12 protein-coding genes and 1 riboswitch are annotated in these 15,620 nt (G+C 69.2%); of the genes, 6 read left to right on the top strand and 6 right to left on the bottom strand.

What is annotated here, in order from left to right:
- The first annotated feature begins 296 nt into the window (after nt 1–296).
- The 4 genes from AC1PK7_RS17760 (at nt 297) to AC1PK7_RS17745 (ending at nt 5,781) form a co-directional block, all read left to right on the top strand.
- Nucleotides 297–1,244 carry a M14 family metallopeptidase gene (locus AC1PK7_RS17760; protein WP_481098996.1) on the top strand — a complete coding sequence of 316 codons (948 nt, stop codon included), beginning with the start codon at nt 297–299 and terminating at the stop codon, nt 1,242–1,244.
- Between the two features lie 149 nt (nt 1,245–1,393).
- Nucleotides 1,394–1,951 (top strand): DUF3228 family protein, encoded by a 558-nt coding sequence (locus AC1PK7_RS17755; RefSeq protein ID WP_209228971.1) that lies wholly within the window; start codon nt 1,394–1,396, stop codon nt 1,949–1,951.
- Between the two features lie 507 nt (nt 1,952–2,458).
- Nucleotides 2,459–5,002, top strand: coding sequence for a methyl-accepting chemotaxis protein (locus AC1PK7_RS17750; protein WP_481098995.1), 2,544 nt, complete (start codon nt 2,459–2,461; stop codon nt 5,000–5,002).
- Nucleotides 4,999–5,781 (top strand): TorF family putative porin, encoded by a 783-nt coding sequence (locus tag AC1PK7_RS17745; protein WP_481098994.1) that lies wholly within the window; start codon nt 4,999–5,001, stop codon nt 5,779–5,781. Before AC1PK7_RS17750 ends, AC1PK7_RS17745 begins: the two co-directional genes overlap by 4 nt.
- A 12-nt stretch (nt 5,782–5,793) precedes the next feature.
- Here the strand turns inward: AC1PK7_RS17745 and AC1PK7_RS17740 are convergent, their stop codons facing one another.
- From AC1PK7_RS17740 to AC1PK7_RS17730, 3 genes are read right to left on the bottom strand one after another with little or no spacing between them, the layout of a single operon-like run.
- Nucleotides 5,794–6,495: a sulfotransferase family protein gene (locus AC1PK7_RS17740; protein ID WP_481098993.1), complete on the bottom strand. Its 702-nt coding sequence runs from the start codon at nt 6,493–6,495 to the stop codon at nt 5,794–5,796.
- The gene (locus AC1PK7_RS17735; protein ID WP_481098992.1) at nt 6,492–7,406 is read right to left on the bottom strand and encodes a sulfotransferase domain-containing protein; all 915 of its coding nucleotides are present in this window, start codon (nt 7,404–7,406) and stop codon (nt 6,492–6,494) included. Before AC1PK7_RS17735 ends, AC1PK7_RS17740 begins: the two co-directional genes overlap by 4 nt.
- Nucleotides 7,399–8,790, bottom strand: a complete 1,392-nt coding sequence (locus tag AC1PK7_RS17730; RefSeq protein WP_481098991.1) for a cytochrome P450 — start codon at nt 8,788–8,790, stop codon at nt 7,399–7,401. The genes AC1PK7_RS17735 and AC1PK7_RS17730 overlap by 8 nt, the downstream gene beginning before the upstream one ends.
- A gap of 528 nt (nt 8,791–9,318) precedes the next feature.
- Between AC1PK7_RS17730 and AC1PK7_RS17725 the strand changes: the two genes are divergently transcribed.
- Entirely contained in the window at nt 9,319–10,080 is a 762-nt protein-coding gene (locus AC1PK7_RS17725) for a class I SAM-dependent DNA methyltransferase (protein ID WP_481098990.1), read from the top strand.
- Nucleotides 10,081–10,438: 358 nt separating this feature from the next.
- On the opposite strand, the gene AC1PK7_RS17720 is transcribed toward AC1PK7_RS17725, so the two are convergent.
- From AC1PK7_RS17720 to ahcY, 3 genes are all read right to left on the bottom strand, one after another.
- Nucleotides 10,439–10,738: a type II toxin-antitoxin system RelE/ParE family toxin gene (locus tag AC1PK7_RS17720; RefSeq protein ID WP_153751548.1), complete on the bottom strand. Its 300-nt coding sequence runs from the start codon at nt 10,736–10,738 to the stop codon at nt 10,439–10,441.
- Between the two features lies 1 nt (nt 10,739).
- Entirely contained in the window at nt 10,740–11,024 is a 285-nt protein-coding gene (locus AC1PK7_RS17715) for a CopG family ribbon-helix-helix protein (RefSeq protein WP_153751547.1), read from the bottom strand.
- A 259-nt stretch (nt 11,025–11,283) separates the two neighbouring features.
- Nucleotides 11,284–12,729: an adenosylhomocysteinase gene (gene ahcY, locus AC1PK7_RS17710; RefSeq protein ID WP_209032350.1), complete on the bottom strand. Its 1,446-nt coding sequence runs from the start codon at nt 12,727–12,729 to the stop codon at nt 11,284–11,286.
- Nucleotides 12,730–12,762: 33 nt separating this feature from the next.
- A riboswitch (S-adenosyl-L-homocysteine riboswitch) is annotated at nt 12,763–12,862 on the bottom strand.
- Between the two features lie 132 nt (nt 12,863–12,994).
- Here ahcY and AC1PK7_RS17705 point away from each other — a divergent pair.
- Complete coding sequence (locus tag AC1PK7_RS17705; RefSeq protein WP_481098989.1) at nt 12,995–15,526, top strand: S9 family peptidase; 2,532 nt, start codon at nt 12,995–12,997, stop codon at nt 15,524–15,526.
- The last annotated feature ends 94 nt before the right edge of the window (nt 15,527–15,620 follow it).

The following is a 15,620-nucleotide window of genomic DNA, read 5'->3' as shown; positions in this document are numbered from 1 at the left end:
AGCGGATGGGACGCGCATCGTTCGATCTCCTCGTTGCGCAGGCGCAGGCGGGGGCCTGCAGGACAGGGGCATGACCTCGCCGCGGGGCTGGCGTGCGGCGGGAGGATGCTAAGCGCGCATCGCGGCGCAACATGCGCGCGCTACATACGTATTCATGGCGACAGCGCGCGAAAGCGGGATCGGCATCCGCTTCCGCAACGAGGTACCGCTAGCGCGGTGTTCGTGGCACATAGCGCATCGCGGCCCCTGCGCTTTGCTACAGTCGCCGCCCTCACCTGTCGACGCGGAGCCGCATCATGACCAGCGCAGCCTTCTATCCGATCGGAACCCCCGGCGTGCCCTGGGGCGCCGCCGAGAAGGCGGCGTGGCTGGCCGCGCAACCGCGCCGGCGCAGCTATCAGGACGAGGTGGTGGCGGCCATCGAGCGCTTGCGTGGGCCGTGGGAGCTGGTCGAATACGGCGAACTGGCGTATGCGCAGGAGCGCTATCCGCTGCTGGCGCTGCGCAGCCGCGATTGGAACGCGGCGCTGCCGTGCATGCTGGTCACCGGCGGCGTGCATGGCTACGAGACCAGCGGCGTGCACGGCGCGCTGCAGTTCGCGCAGCAGCATGCCGGGGACTACGCCGGCCGCGCCAACGTGCTGGTGGCGCCGTGCGTGAGCCCCTGGGCGTACGAGCGCATCCATCGCTGGAACGCCGATGCGCTGGATCCCAACCGTTCGTTCCGCGCCGACAGTCCGGCACAGGAATCGGCGGCGTTGCTGCGCCTGGTCGCGCCGTTGCGCGAGCACGTTCGCATGCACATCGATCTGCACGAGACCACCGACAGCGACGAGTCCGAATTCCGTCCGGCGCTGGCCGCGCGCGATGGCGTCGACTACGCGCCGGGCGGCATTCCCGATGGCTTCTACCTGGTCGGCGACAGCGAGAATCCGCAGCCGGCCTTCCAGCAGGCAGTCCTGGCCTCGGTGGCACAGGTCACCCATATCGCGCCGGCCGACGCCGCGGGCGAACTGATCGGCACGCCGCTGGCGGCGCCGGGGGTCATCAACTATCCGGTGAAGCGGCTGGGGCTGTGTGCGGGCATTACCGACGCGCCCTACACCACGACTACCGAGGTGTATCCGGACAGCGCCAGCGCCACGCCGGAGCAGTGCAACGCCGCGCAGGTGGCGGCGGTGCGCGCGGCGATCGACTACGCGTTGGCGCATCCGTATCGCAGGCATGGTGTGCAGTATCCGTAGGAGCGGCTGCAGCCGCGATGGGTTACCGGTAAGGCATCGCGGCTGAAGCCGCTCCTACATAGGCGTGCGACCACGCGGATGCGCCGGCCGCGGTGGGCACCGACCCTGCCGCGCGCTACGCTTGTCCGTCCTCGTTCGCCATGCATGCCATGTCCATCGTCCTCACGCCATTCGCCCGCACCCGCCTGTTCCCGCGCGACGGACGTCGCAATGCGATCCAGGACTGCACGCCGGAGCAGTTCGAGCAGCATCTCAACGCCAACGCGCCGCTGCAGGTGCTCGACGGCTACGCGCCGTTCTGCAAGCTGCACGTGCACCGCAACTGGACCTCGACGCGCTGCCTGACCGTGCCGATCACCGACGCCAACCGGCGCCTGCTGCGTTCCGGCTACGAGGCGCGCAGCCGCGAGGAACTCCCGGTGCTGGTGCGCTGGTTCGAAGGCGTCGAGCCGCCGGTGGCCGCCTACCTGCTGCCGATCCTCTACAGCCGCGACCAGCTCGCCCACGAGGGCGCGCCGATCGAGGCCGACTGGGGCGTGGTCGGTTGCCTGTACACCGCCGAGCCGCAGGAAATCCCGATGGCGCCGATCACCATGCTGCGTAATGCGTTGGGCGTGGAGGAGGGCGGCTCCGGCGTGCCGCTGGATCGCGACGCCTACCGGCGCAGCGTGGCGTTCTGGGAGCACAACGCCAACTGGCGGCCGTAAGCGCTACGCGCCGTTTGCGCCCAGCGAGCTGGGCGCGCGCAAGCATCGATGAGCCCGCGACGATGATGCATGCATCGCCGGTCACAACGCCGGCGCGAGCGCCTATGGCTGCTCCATGCGCGCTTACGTCTCTGTTGCTGCGTCTGTACGTTGCCGAAGCCGGCAACGCCGTGCTGCATCAGTGTGCATGCCTGTTCACTGGCGCACGCGCGCAAGAGTAAACAGCGCGCTGTTGACCACTTTCACGGCGAAGCCATGTGCGTTCATCCGGCTCGCGCGGGACGACCATCAAGTTTGCGCACGACGGGACGATAGCGAGAAGGTGGGCCGCACGCAGCAGCGCCGGGAAGCGATCTCCGGCGGCGCGTCGTGGCCGGTTGGGGAAGGCGTCCCGGGCAGCAGGTCATCGGCAACGGACACGCGCGCTCGCGCCGTGCGCCGCGGTGGGCTGTGCCGCGCGGCGCGTTCCCCGCGACCGCATTCCCTCCCCCCGCCAAGGAAGTTGTCATGTCCACTCCGTCGCCGCATCGCCGTCGCGGCAGCGTCGCCAAACGCCTGATGCTGGGTACCGGCCTGCTCGCGCTGGCCTGTTTCGGCCTGACCGCGATGATCATCTACTGGCGCAGCAGCGATGCGTTGCTGTCGACCTCGCGCACCAGCATCGAGAACCTGGCGCAACTGGAAGCGCAGCGCGTGTCGCGCGAGATCGGCGTGGCCTTCGACGCCAGCGAGGCGCTGGCCAACAGCTTCCGCGTGCAGCATGGCGCCGGCGGCCTGTCGCGTGCCACCGCCACCGCGGTGCTGCGCAGCCAGCTCGATGCGCATCCGCAGTGGCTGGGCATCAGCACCATGTGGGAGCCGGACGCGTTCGACGGCAACGACAAGGGCTTCGTCGGTGCCGAGGGCCACGACGCCACCGGCCGCTACATGACCTGGTGGTCGCGGCAGAACGGCCAGCTGGTGCGCGAGGCGCTGCGCGATTACGAGAAGCCGGGCGACGGCGACTGGTACCTGCTGGCGCGCAACACCCACAAGCCGGTGGTGATCGAGCCGTACTACTACCCGGTGGCCGGCAAGGACACGCTGATGACCACGCTGGCCACGCCGATCCTGGAGAACGGCCGCTTCCTGGGCGTGGTCACCGTCGACTTCACCCTCGATACCCTGCAACAGCGCATCGCCGCGCTGCGGCCGATGGGCGAGGGGCACGCCAGCCTGTTGTCGCCGTTGGGCATGGTGATGGCCAGCCGCGATCCACAGCAGGTCGGCAAGACCCGCAACGACGCCTGGTCCAAGGACATGCTGGCGCGCGTGGCCAAGGGGCAGGTGGTGTTCGACCATCGCCGCGCCGACGGCGAGGATGCGTTGAACGTGTTCGTGCCGCTGAAGATCGGCGATGCGCCGCAGGCGTTCGCGCTGGGCATCTCGGTGCCGTATGCGCTGGTGATGGCCAAGGCGCGTGCGCTGCTGTGGACCATCGCCGCGGTCGGCCTGCTCTCGGCGCTGTTGCTGAGCGGCGCGCTGTACCTGCTGCTGCGCCGGCAGGTGCTCGACCCGCTGGCCGAGGCGGTGCGGGTGTCCTCCGCGGTCGCCGCCGGACGCCTGGACAGCCAGGTCCGGCACCGTCGCGACGACGAACTGGGCCAGTTGCTGGAGGCGATGGGCAGCATGCAGGCGCAGCTGCAGGCGGTGATGCAGGCGCAGGCGGAGATGGCGCAGCGCCACGACGCCGGCGAGATGAGCTACCGGATGGACGCGGCGCGCTTCCCCGGCGAGTACGGGCGCATGGTCCATGGCACCAACGCGCTGGTCGCCGCGCACGTGGACGTGCAGCGACGCCTGGTCGAGGTGATGTCGCAATACGCGATCGGCAACATGCAGGTGGACATGGAAGCGCTGCCGGGCGAGAAGGCGGCGATCACCGAGGCGATGCGCACCACCAAGCGCAGCCTGCAGGCGATCAACCAGGCCATCACCGAACTGGCGCAGGCCGCGGCCTCCGGCGATTTCTCCCGGCGCGGCGATGCCGAGCGCTTCCAGTACGACTTCCGCGGCATGGTGGTCGGGCTGAACCGGCTGATGGAACTGACCGAAGGCAACCTTTCGGCCTTGTCGGCGCTGCTGCGTGCCGTGGCCCAGGGCGACCTCACCGCGCGGATGCATGGCGAGTTCCATGGCGTGTTCGCGCAGATGCGCGACGACGCCAATGCCACCGTGGAGCAGTTGACCGGCATCGTCGGCCGCATCCAGCACGCCACCACCGCGATCAACACCGCCGCCAGCGAGATCGCTGCCGGCAACGACGACCTGTCGCGCCGCACCGAGCAGCAGGCGGCCAACCTGGAAGAGACCGCCGCGTCGATGGAGGAGTTGACCTCCACGGTGAAGCAAAACGCCGAGCACGCGCACCAGGCCAATCGGCTGGCGCAGGACACCGCGAGCGTGGCCTCGCGCGGTGGCGCGGTGGTCGAGCAGGTGGTGGAGACCATGTCCGGCATCGCCGCCGCGTCGAAGAAGATGGCCGAGATCATCGGCGTCATCGACGGCATCGCCTTCCAGACCAACATCCTGGCGCTCAATGCCGCGGTCGAAGCCGCCCGTGCCGGCGAGCAGGGTCGCGGTTTCGCGGTGGTGGCGAGCGAGGTGCGCGCGCTGGCGCAGCGCTCGGCGACCGCGGCGCACGAGATCAAGGGCCTGATCGACGCCTCGGTCGGCAAGATCGACGATGGCACGGCGCTGGTGAACGGCGCCGGCGACACCATGCGCGAGGTGGTGGCCAGCGTGCGCCAGGTCACCGACATCATGAGCGAGATCGCCGCCGCCTCGCAGGAACAGAGCGCCGGCATCGAACAGGTGGGCAAGACCATCGTGCAGATGGACGAGGTGACCCAGCAGAACGCCGCGCTGGTCGAGGAAGCCACGGCGGCGGCGCGGGCGATGGAGGAGCAGGCCGGGGAACTGCAGCGCGCGGTGGCCCTGTTCAAGCTCGCCGCGCCTGCATCGGCTCGCCTGGCCGCACCGGTCCGGACGCGGCTGGAGGTGGTGTCGTGAGGGCCATACGCAGCGCCGCGCTGCTGCTGGCGCTGGGCGTCGCCGCACCGGCCTGGGCCGGCACCGCCAGCGCCAACCTGGCCGCGACCTCCAACTACGTCTCGCGCGGATTCGAGCAGAGCTGGGGCCGGCCGGTGTTGCAGGGCGGGCTGGACGTGGCCGCGGACAGCGGCTGGTATGCCGGCACCTGGGCGTCGGGGGTGAGCTCGTACTTCATCGAAGGCGGGCACGTGGAGTGGGACGTGTACGCCGGCTACGCGGCCAGCCGCGGCGACTGGGGTTGGCGTGCCGGCGTCTACCACTATGCCTATCCCGGCGCACGCATGAGCGCCAGCGGCACGCGCTACGACTACGGCGAGGCCATCGTCGCCGGGCATTGGCGCACGCTGGAGCTGTCCTACGCCAGCACCTGGACGCGCGACTACTTCGGCTACAACAGCGCCACGCTGGGTGTCGGCCAGGGCCGGCACTCGCGCGGCTCCGGCTATCTGGCATTGGACGCCACGCTGCCGCTGGCCTCGGACTGGCAGGCCAGCGTGCATGCGGGCCACCAGCACGTGCGCAACTTCGCCGACTACGGCTGGACCGATGCGCGTCTCGGTGTGAGCCGCACCTGGCGCGGCACCGAATTCGGCCTGAGCTACGCACGGGCCTGGAACAGCGCCGGGGTCTATCGTCGCTACACCACCGGCGTGGCGGACGGCGAAGGCCGGGTGCATGTCTCCAACCCGATCGACGGCGCCTGGTCGTTCACCATCAAGCGCAGTTTTTCGCTGTAGCCGGGCGCGCGCTCAGCCATCGGCGGGCGGCGCGAACGCCTCCACGGCGAGCCGGTCCAGGTAGTCGCGCAGGCGTTGTTCGCGTTGTGCCGGGTCGCTGGGCAGCGGGCGCGCCTGGGCGCCGCTGCTGCGCGCATGTACGCGCGGATACGGCTGCGCCGGCACAGGCACGTCGAGGAAGGCGCACAGCGGTTCCCAGCCCGTCTGTGCGTCGGTGTCGAGTACCAGCAGGCGATGCGCCGGCACGCTGGCGATCACCTCCTGATTCCAGCGGTGAAAATAGTCGGTCATGAAGCCGCGATCGTCGATGCGCGTGGCGAAATCGCGGCGCAGGAACTGGCTCAGGCGCTGGCCGTCGGGACCGAACAGCGCCGGCACGCGGCCGTCGCTAGCGAAGATGGTGTTGCGTACCGAATCGAACCAGGCATCGGCATCGCGCACGGTCAGGATCACCTTGGCCTGTGGGTAGCGCGCGACCAGCTCGCGCCAGAAGCAGCAGCCGGGATAATCGACGGTGGCGGTATAGCCGGCGAACAGTGTGTCCCAGTCCGCCTGTCCGTCCAGCGCCGCATCCCATAGCGGCAAGGCCTGGCGCAGGTGCGCGGCCAGTTCCATGGCGTGGTAGCAACGGCCCAAGCCCAGATGCTCCAGCGCCAGCTTCAGCGACAGGGTGCCGGTGCGGCCGAGGCCGGCGCCGATGATGCGCAGGCTCATGGCGTCGCCCCAGCGCCCTGCGCCAGCCACTGCGCCGCCTCGCGGCCCAGCTCCGCCTGCGCACGCGCCTCGTAGTCGGCCGCCACGGCCGCCGGCAACAGCGCGCGCCAGCGGCCACTGCGCCCCTGGTTGAAGAAGGCCTTGCCGCCTTCGCGCCACAGCCCGGCGCCCTGCGGCACGTAGCGCGCGGCGTGCTGGCGCATGTAGTCGAACTGGCAGTGCGCCAGGATCTTGTCCCAGGTGGCGTCGCGTATCGGGATCTCGAGAAACGCGGCGATGCGCCGCACCTGCGCGGGCAGATCCACCAGCAGATCGGCGTAGTGCACCAGCAGCACGTTCGGCTGCGCGCGCTGCTGCCACCAACTGCGCACGCCTTCCCAGAACGGCCAGAACGGCGCGCCGTCGTGGGCCAGCCAATGCGCCACGTAGGCGTCCACCGGCAGGCTCGGCGGCGGCACCACGCGCAGCTTGCCCGGTTCGGCCGCGCCGGCATCCAGCCGCGCCTGCGCATCCTGGCTGACCGCACACTGGTGGTCGTACAGGCTGAGCGCGATGTCGCGGCCATCGCGGCCGATGTAGAGGTACTTGGCGCGGTCGCTGATCACCAGCGCATCGGCCGGGAGGTGGGTCTTGATGAAGCGCCGGTGGGTCTGCGCCTGCAGCAGCGCGAGCTTGCTGGCGCGGTCCGGGTACACGCCGTCCAACCACGGCGAGATCGCCGACACGTCGACGTCCGCTGCGCCTTCGAACAGCAGTTGCGCCACGATCTGCTGCAGCCAGGTGGTGCCGGCCTTGGCGTAGCTGGCGATGACGATGTCGCCATCGCGAAACTCCAGTTCGTTCCAGGCGGCGGAATCGAAGAAGCGGTTGGGATATTCCCGGGTCTTGGCGAAGGCGGCGAGGTCAGCCATGCGGGGCGTCCGGGGCAGGAGGCTGGGGCGGCGTCGTGTCATGCGACCGACGGACAAGGGGAGGGGTGCGTGGCCGCAGCGCGATGCGGACGTCGAGTGGGCGCAGCACCAGCGCCGGGAACGGCCGCGGCTGCGCATCCGCTGCCAGGTGCAGCGTGCGCTCGCGCAACAGGCCGGCCACGACCACGGTCATCTGCACCAGCGCGAGTTGGGTGCCGATGCAGCTGCGCGGGCCGCCGCCGAACGGAAAGTAGGTGTAGCGTGCTGGCGTGTGTGCGGCATCCAGCCAGCGCGTCGGCAGGAAGCGCTCCGGCGCGGCGAAGTGGCGCGGATCGCGCTGCACCACCCACTGGCTGACGATCAGCTGGGTGCCGCGCGGCACCGCGAAGCCGTCCAGCGTGGTGTCGCGTTGCGCGATGCGCGCGGTCATCCATGCCGGCGGATACAGGCGCATGGCTTCCTTCACACAGGCGCGGGTCAGTGGCAGGTGTTCGGCAAGAGTGTCGTCGCCTGCCGTGGCGGAGGCGTTTCCGATGTCGGGCAACGCATCGGCTTCCTCCGCCACCGCTTGCGCGATCGATGGATGCTGCGCCAGCAGCAACAGCGTCCAGGTCAGGCCTGCCGCCATCGGCTCCAGTGCCGACATCAGCATCGCCGCCGCTTCGTCGCGGCACCAGTCGCCCTGATTCGGTGGATCTTCGCGACGCAGCAGGTCCAGCACCGAGGCGTTCGCATCTGGCGGACGCGGCGATGCCAGGATCTGCGTCAGTGCGCTGTCCAGTGCGTTGCGTGCGGCACGTAGACGGCGCTTGCCGGCACTCGGCCACCAGGCCGGCGCCGCGGACGGCGTGCGGGTCTGCTGCAGGATCGCATCGACCATCGGCAGCATCCGCAGCAGCGCGGGCGCGTGCGCCGTATCGCCGAGCAGGAAGCCTGAGCCCAGTTCCGCACAGAGCGCCGTCATCTTCAGGCGCAGGTCCTGCGCATGCGCGATGTCGTCGCCCGAGTGCAGCAGCGCCTGCGTGGCGGCGAGCGCCTGTCCGGCGTAGTCGCGCACCAGCCCAGCGCGGAATGCGGGCTGCAACGCCTGGCGCTTGTGTCGCCAGGCCTCGCCCTCGCTGTTCATCACCGAGGCCGGGAATGCAGCACGCCGCGCGCGCGGGTCCGGATCGGATTTGGCGTAGAGGCTGCCATCGTCGCCCAGCACCGTCGCGATGCTCGCCGGCGATGCCAGCAGGTAGGTGCGCTCGGCGATCCGCGCCACGTCGCCATGTTCGCGTGCGCAGCGCTGCAGGAAGTCGAGGGGATCGTGCGCGAAGGCCTGCCGGTTGCCGAACGCCCAATGCCCACGCGGACCGGGCGGACACCGTTGCGTCTGTGTCACGCACTCACCTGCACGAAGAAGCATGACGGCACGGTGCACCGCGATGCGGAAGGCGACATGGGACCGATGGCGTACGCATGCGTGGCCATGCAATGCGCCGAGTGCCGAAGAGAGGGGGGGCGGATCGCCCCCTCTCGCACGCGAATGCCACGCAACGGTGGCGGGACGTCAGTAGGTGTAGATGTAGCCGAGCCTGTTGCCACCGAGGCTCTGTACCCAACGCGACAGCGAATCAAAAAGGCGCTTCATGGCGATACTCCTGATTGAACGGGGGACTCTGTGCGATCGTCGCGCCTGCCGCCTGTGGCAGGCGCGGAGAAAGCTTCCTCGCTCGACTACGGCGACGCAAGCGAAAGACTGAAGCGCCGCCAACTGCAATATTCCTGTCATCTTTCGTCGAGCGCCTCGCGTTGCAAGCGATCGGATCGCGTTGCCGTGTTTGGCATCGGCGTCGCGGCCGTGCGTGCGCCATTGCGTCGCGATCGCTGCGTGCTATCGTCGCGCCACTTCGGCAACGAGTGGCTGCGGATGCCCGTGACCCACGAGTACGATCGCCTGGCCGCGATCTACGATCGCGTCTACGATCGCTGGCCTGCCGCTGCTACGCAGCAGTGCGTCGGCGTGCTGGCCGAACTGGCCGCGGGCCGCGCGGCGCTGGAGTTGGGCATCGGAACCGGCCGCATCGGCTTGCCGCTCGCGTACTGCGATGTGCCGGTCACCGGCATCGACAACGCGCCGGCGATGCTCGAGGCCTTGCGCGCCAAACCCGGCAGCGACCGCCTGCAACTGGTCTGCGCCGATTTCGCCGATATGCCGGTGTCCGGGCCGTTCGGCCTGATCTATGCAGTGGGTGCGTTCGGCTATCTGCTGACGCAGGCCGAGCAGCTGCGCTGCGTGGTCAATGCCGCGCGCTGCCTGGCGCCCGACGGGCGCTTGCTGATCCAGAGCGCGGTGCCGGGCGCAGAGGTGTTCGAAGGCGGCGGCAAGGTCAGCCAGGTGCTGGACGTGCCGGACATCGACGGCGACGGCGCGGCGGTGATGCTGGTGTGCTCGCAGCCGGATCCGCTGCAGCAGCGCATCGACCAGCGCGTGGTGGTACTGGGCGAATCCGGCACGCGCATCTTCAGCGAGCGCCGCCGCTACGTGTGGCCATCGGAACTGGACCTGATGGCGCAGATCGCCGGCCTGCGCCTGGAGGTGCGCTGGAGCGACTGGGCACGCACGCCGTACCACGCGCGCAGCCGCATCCAGATTTCGGTGTATGCACCGACCAGTGAGCGCACGGCCTGAGAGATTCGCGCCGTCGTAAGCGCTGGACAGCGATGTCCGGTCTGCGAGTGGCGACGTCGTAAGCCGCTGAACCTTGTCGCATTCGGCGCCTGCGGCCATGCCGTTGCCGGACTAGGCTATCCCGTTGCTGTCTAGGCGAACCGCGCCTGCAGCCGCGCGCATCGTGTCTGGTCTGGTCGACGCCCGTGCTACGACCCGGCACGGGTGCTTGGCTTCGCGATCGCCAGTTACGGCGGGAAACACCCAGCATGCCATCCTCGGTTGCGAAGTGCTGCGCTAGCCCGCGCCATGGGAGGCAGTGACAGCAAATCAGGCAAGCACCGCATGGACCAGGTCGGCGTGGGCACCGGCCCCGGTTTCATGCATCGCGTGCATAGCCTGCCTCGCGTTGTGCGCGGATCGCCAGGACAAAGACGGTATCCAGCGCCACCACGTATCGGTAGAGGGCAATATATCCCTGAGCGCCTTGGCCAATCACCAGTTCACGCAGATCATGGCGCGTCAGCCGGCCGATCAGCGGATTGTTCGTCAGCACGTTCGATGCGCTGACGATCTCGCTCAGACGCTCTTGGATATGCTCGGCTTCGTGTTGTTCCAGATGGCCGATGATGCGCCGTAGATCCTCGTTGACAGAGGGCAGGAACTCGACGTGCGCCATGCTATTTCGCGAACTTGCGGGGGGCGGGAGGAGGAGTGTGCTTGCCCTCACTGCGTTCCATCAGATAGCGACGCATCTCGTCCCAGGGAATGCTCTCGCCGGTTTCGAGAAATTCGCCCCAACGGCGCTCGGCCTCTGCATGGAAGTCGACGCGCCGCTCGGCCAACTCGGCCTTCTCGGCAATGGCTTCCAGGATGAAGTTGTGCGAGGTGGTGCCGGCCGCTTCCGCGGCCTTGGCGACGCGGGCCTTGAGCGCGTCCGGCAGGCGGATGGTGGTGGTGCTCATTGGGGAGCTCCAGGCGATTGGTGTGGAATCAATGTAGCACAGGTGTGGTACAGATGGCCTGGCTGGACAGGCGCGTCGGCCGACTGGTCGGAAAAGGTCGCTTGCAGCAGGGAGTGCGCAAGGTGGCGATGTCTGCGGTTTTCGCTCCGTACGATTTCCAGCTCTCTTCTCCCCCCACGCGCTTGCGGCGCCGATCAAACAAAAAACGGGCGCCTCGCGGCGCCCGTTCCTGTCTGCCTGGCGATGTCCTGCCAACGGCTCAGTAGCGGTAGTGCTCCGGCTTGAACGGGCCGTCGACCGGCACGCCCAGGTAGGCGGCCTGCGCATCGGTGAGCTTGGTCAGCTTCACGCCGATCTTTTCCAGGTGCAGGCGCGCCACTTCCTCGTCCAGCTTCTTCGGCAGGCGGTACACCTGCTTCTCGTAGCTGTCCTTGTTCTGCCACAGGTCGATCTGCGCCAGGGTCTGGTTGGCGAAGCTGTTGGACATCACGAAGCTGGGGTGGCCGGTGGCGCAGCCCAGGTTGACCAGGCGGCCTTCGGCCAGCAGGAAGATCGCGTTGCCGTTGGGCAGCACGAACTTGTCCACCTGCGGCTTGATGTTGATCTTCTGCACGCCCGGCAGCTTGTACAGCGCCTCGACCTGGATCTCGTTGTCGAAGTGGCCGATGTTGCAGACGATGGCCTGGTCCTTCATCTGCGTCAGGTGCTCGATGCGGATGATGTCCTTGTTGCCGGTGGTGGTGACGTAGATGTCGGCCTGGCCGAGGGTGTCCTCGACGGTGTTGACCTCGAAGCCTTCCATCGCCGCCTGCAGCGCGCAGATCGGGTCGATCTCGGTGACGATGACGCGGGCGCCGTAGGCACGCAGGCTGTGCGCCGAGCCCTTGCCGACGTCGCCGTAGCCGCAGACCACCGCGACCTTGCCGGCCAGCATGACGTCCATCGCGCGCTTGAGGCCGTCGGCCAGCGACTCGCGGCAGCCGTACAGGTTGTCGAACTTGCTCTTGGTCACCGAGTCGTTGACGTTGATCGCCGGGATCAGCAGGGTGCCGGCTTCGGCCAGCTGGTACAGGCGGTGCACGCCGGTGGTGGTCTCTTCGGAGACGCCCTTCCAGTCCTTGACCACGCGGGTCCAGTAGCCCGGGCGCTCCACCGCCACGCGCTTGAGCAGGTTCTTGATCACCTGCTCCTCGTGCGAGGACGCCGGTTCGTCCACCCACTTGGAGCCGTTCTCCAGCTCGTAGCCCTTGTGGATCAGCAGGGTCACGTCGCCACCGTCGTCCACCACCAGCTCCGGACCGGTCTGGGTGCCGTCGGGCAGGGTGAAGGTCAGCGCGTCGAGGGTGCAGTCCCAGTATTCCTCCAGGGTCTCGCCCTTCCATGCGAACACGGGGGTGCCGGTGGCGGCGATCGCCGCGGCGGCGTGGTCCTGGGTGGAGAAGATGTTGCACGAGGCCCAGCGCACGTCGGCGCCGATGTCCTTCAGCGTCTCGATCAGCACCGCGGTCTGGATGGTCATGTGCAGCGAGCCGGTGACGCGCACGCCGGCCAGCGGCTTGGCGGTGGCGTACTGGCGGCGGATCGACATCAGGCCCGGCATCTCGTGCTCGGCGATGTCCAGTTCCTTGCGGCCCCAGTCGGCCAGGCTGATGTCGGCGACCTTGTAGTCGCCCTCGGTGGAAAAGCTCTTGAGTGCAGCGTTCATCGATAAAGCTCCGGTCAATGGCGAGAAACTCGCGAAGTCCGGGCGCCGTTGTCGCTCAAGCCTCGCGCCGAGCCTGGCCGGATCTGGAGACGGTGACTCCGGTCTCGATCCGGTCGCAGCGCCCCTCGGCGCAAGGGGTAACCGATTATAGCGGCTGCCACGTGCGGCGCTTGAACACGCGCCCGCGCCCAACCATCGACAGGGGGCGGGCGGCGCCCGCCCTGCTACCGTCGTCGGTTCGATCGATGGGAAGGAGAGGGGAGAGATGAACCAGATCACAGTGCGTGGGCGCCGCCGCGTGGCCGGCCCGGTCTGCGGCCTGCTGTGCGTGGCCCTGGCGGCGGCCGGCAGCGCCGCTGCGGATGCCGCCCCGGCACCTGCGGCCGCCGCCGCGCCCGCCGATGCCGCCGACAGCGGCTACCAGTTGCCGTCGGCGCCGCTGCAGGCCATCGTCGATGCGCCGCGGCCGCCGCAACTGTCGCTGAGCCCGCGGCGCGATCTGGCGGCGATGCTGCAGCTACCCGCATTGCCCGGCATCGCCCAGGTCGCGCAGCCGGAACTCAAACTCGCCGGGTTGCGCATCCATCCGCGCACCCGTTCGCAGAGCCGCTTCGCCTTCGGCGACAAACTGTGGCTGCTGCGCATTGCCGACGGCAGCGAACTGCGCATCGAGGGCCTGCCGGCGCCGCTGTCGATCGCCGGCATGGCCTGGGCGCCGGACCAGCGGCACCTGGCCTTCAACCTGGTCGACGCGCGCAGCGGCGCCAACGAGTTATGGGTGGTGGACATCGCCACGCTGCGGGCGCGGCGGGTCGCCGAGCGGCTCAACACGGTGTCCGGCGACGGCTATGCGTGGATGCCCGACAGTCGCCAGTTGCTGGTGTTGCTGCAGCCGCAGGAGCAGGGCGCCGCGCCGCCCACCGATGCGGTGCCGACCGGACCCGCGGTGCAGCAGACCGCCGGCGGCGGCGCCACCGCGTTGCGCACCTACCAGGACCTGCTGAAGAGCGAGGCCGACGCGCGCCAGTTCGACTACCAGTTGCGCGCGCAGCCGGCGCTGGTCGACGTCGACGGGCGGATGCAACGCATCGCGTCTCCCGACCTGTACCTGTCGCTGGCGCCGTCGCCGGACGGCCGCTATCTGCTGGCGCAGCGCCTGCAGCGGCCGTTCTCCTACCTGGTGCCGGCCAGCGGCTTCCCGCGCACCATCGAGGTGTTGGACCGCGCCGGCAAGCCGGTGCACACGGTGGCGCAGCTGCCGCTGGTGGAAGGCCTGCCGACCGGCAACGATGCGGTGCGCACCGGTGTGCGCGACATCGACTGGCGCAGCGACTCCCCGGCTACCCTGGTCTGGGCCGAGGCCCAGGACGGTGGCGATCCGGCGCGCGAGGCGGCGGTGCGCGACGCGGTGCTGATGCAGGCGGCGCCGTTCACCGCGCCGCCGGTGAAGCTGGCGCGCCTGCAGTCGCGTTTCGCCGGTATTTTCTGGGGCCGCGGCGACCTGGCCCTGATCGACGAGTTCTGGTGGAAGACGCGGCAGACCAAGCAATGGCGCGTGGCGCCGGACAATCCCGCGCAGGCGCCGCAGCTGCTGGTGCAGCGTTCGCAGGAGGACCGCTACGCCGATCCGGGGACGCCGGTGACGGAGCGCGATGCCGCCGGCAACCCGCGCCTGTTGATCGCCGCCGATGGTCACAGCCTGTTCCTGCGCGGCGAAGGCGCCTCGCCGCAGGGCGACCGGCCGTTCCTGGATCGCTACGATCTGGAGACGCGGCACAGCACCCGCCTGTTCCAGTCGCAGGCGCCGTACTACGCGGTACCGCAGGCCTTGCTCGACGACAGCGGCCAGCGCCTGCTGATCACCCGCGAGACGCCGCAGGAGCCGCGCAACTTCTATCGGCTCGACCGTGCGGACGCGGAGCCCGTGGCGCTGACCCGCTTCCCGCATCCCACGCCGCAACTGCGCGACGTGCACAAGGAGCAGATCCGCTACCGGCGCAAGGACGGCGTGGAACTGACCGCGACCCTGCTGCTGCCGCCAGGCTACGACGCCAAGCGCGACGGCCCGCTGCCGATGCTGATGTGGGCCTACCCGGGCGAGTTCAAATCCGCCGACGCCGCCAGCCAGGTCACCGACTCGCCGTACCGCTTCAACGCGATCGGCTACTGGGGGCCGCAGGCGTTCCTGGCGCTGGGCTATGCGGTGCTCAACGATCCGTCGATGCCGATCGTCGGCGAGGGCGCGCGCGAACCCAACGACACCTACGTCGAGCAACTGGTCGCCGACGCACAGGCGGCGGTGGACGAGGTGGTGCGGCGCGGCGTCGCCGATCGCGATCGCATCGCCATCGGCGGGCATTCCTACGGCGCCTTCATGACCGCCAACCTGCTCGCGCACACCCGCCTGTTCAAGGCCGGCATCGCCCGCAGCGGCGCCTACAACCGCTCGCTGACCCCGTTCGGCTTCCAGTCCGAGGAGCGCACCTACTGGCAGGCGCAGCCGGTCTACCAGGCGATGTCGCCATTCAACTACGCCGACCGGATCAAGGATCCGCTGCTGCTGATCCACGGTGCCGAGGACAACAACTCCGGCACCTTCCCGATCCAGAGCGAGCGCATGTACGCGGCGATCAAGGGCAACGGCGGTATTGCGCGGCTGGTGATGCTGCCCAACGAGGCGCATGCCTACCGCGCACGTGAATCGGTGCTGCAGATGCTGGCCGAGAGCGAGCGCTGGCTGCGCACCTATCTGGGGCCTGTGTCCGCGCCGGCTGCGGCAGGCGCCACGCTGCGCTGAGCCGCGCCTGCGCCACGGCCGCACGTGCGTGCCGCCGTGGCGCAGGGCGCTGCTGTGCCGCGCAAATGGTTCGCTTTGAAACCGTCGCCTCGGC

This window comes from Xanthomonas sp. NCPPB 3174 (assembly GCF_056725205.1).
The sequence above is the reverse complement of the archived record's forward strand: the minus strand, read 5'-3'. Positions and strand labels throughout refer to the sequence as shown.

Excerpts from the sequence above, each read along its gene's own strand:
- AC1PK7_RS17740 (WP_481098993.1), bottom strand. The coding sequence starts at position 6,495 with ATGAGCCTGCGCATCATCGGCGCCGGCCTCGGCCGCACCGGCACCCTG.
- AC1PK7_RS17705 (WP_481098989.1), top strand. The coding sequence starts at position 12,995 with ATGAACCAGATCACAGTGCGTGGGCGCCGCCGCGTGGCCGGCCCGGTC.
- AC1PK7_RS17720 (WP_153751548.1), bottom strand. The coding sequence starts at position 10,738 with ATGGCGCACGTCGAGTTCCTGCCCTCTGTCAACGAGGATCTACGGCGC.
- ahcY (WP_209032350.1), bottom strand. The coding sequence starts at position 12,729 with ATGAACGCTGCACTCAAGAGCTTTTCCACCGAGGGCGACTACAAGGTC.
- AC1PK7_RS17760 (WP_481098996.1), top strand. The coding sequence starts at position 297 with ATGACCAGCGCAGCCTTCTATCCGATCGGAACCCCCGGCGTGCCCTGG.
- AC1PK7_RS17715 (WP_153751547.1), bottom strand. The coding sequence starts at position 11,024 with ATGAGCACCACCACCATCCGCCTGCCGGACGCGCTCAAGGCCCGCGTC.
- AC1PK7_RS17735 (WP_481098992.1), bottom strand. The coding sequence starts at position 7,406 with ATGGCTGACCTCGCCGCCTTCGCCAAGACCCGGGAATATCCCAACCGC.
- AC1PK7_RS17750 (WP_481098995.1), top strand. The coding sequence starts at position 2,459 with ATGTCCACTCCGTCGCCGCATCGCCGTCGCGGCAGCGTCGCCAAACGC.
- AC1PK7_RS17725 (WP_481098990.1), top strand. The coding sequence starts at position 9,319 with ATGCCCGTGACCCACGAGTACGATCGCCTGGCCGCGATCTACGATCGC.
- AC1PK7_RS17755 (WP_209228971.1), top strand. The coding sequence starts at position 1,394 with ATGTCCATCGTCCTCACGCCATTCGCCCGCACCCGCCTGTTCCCGCGC.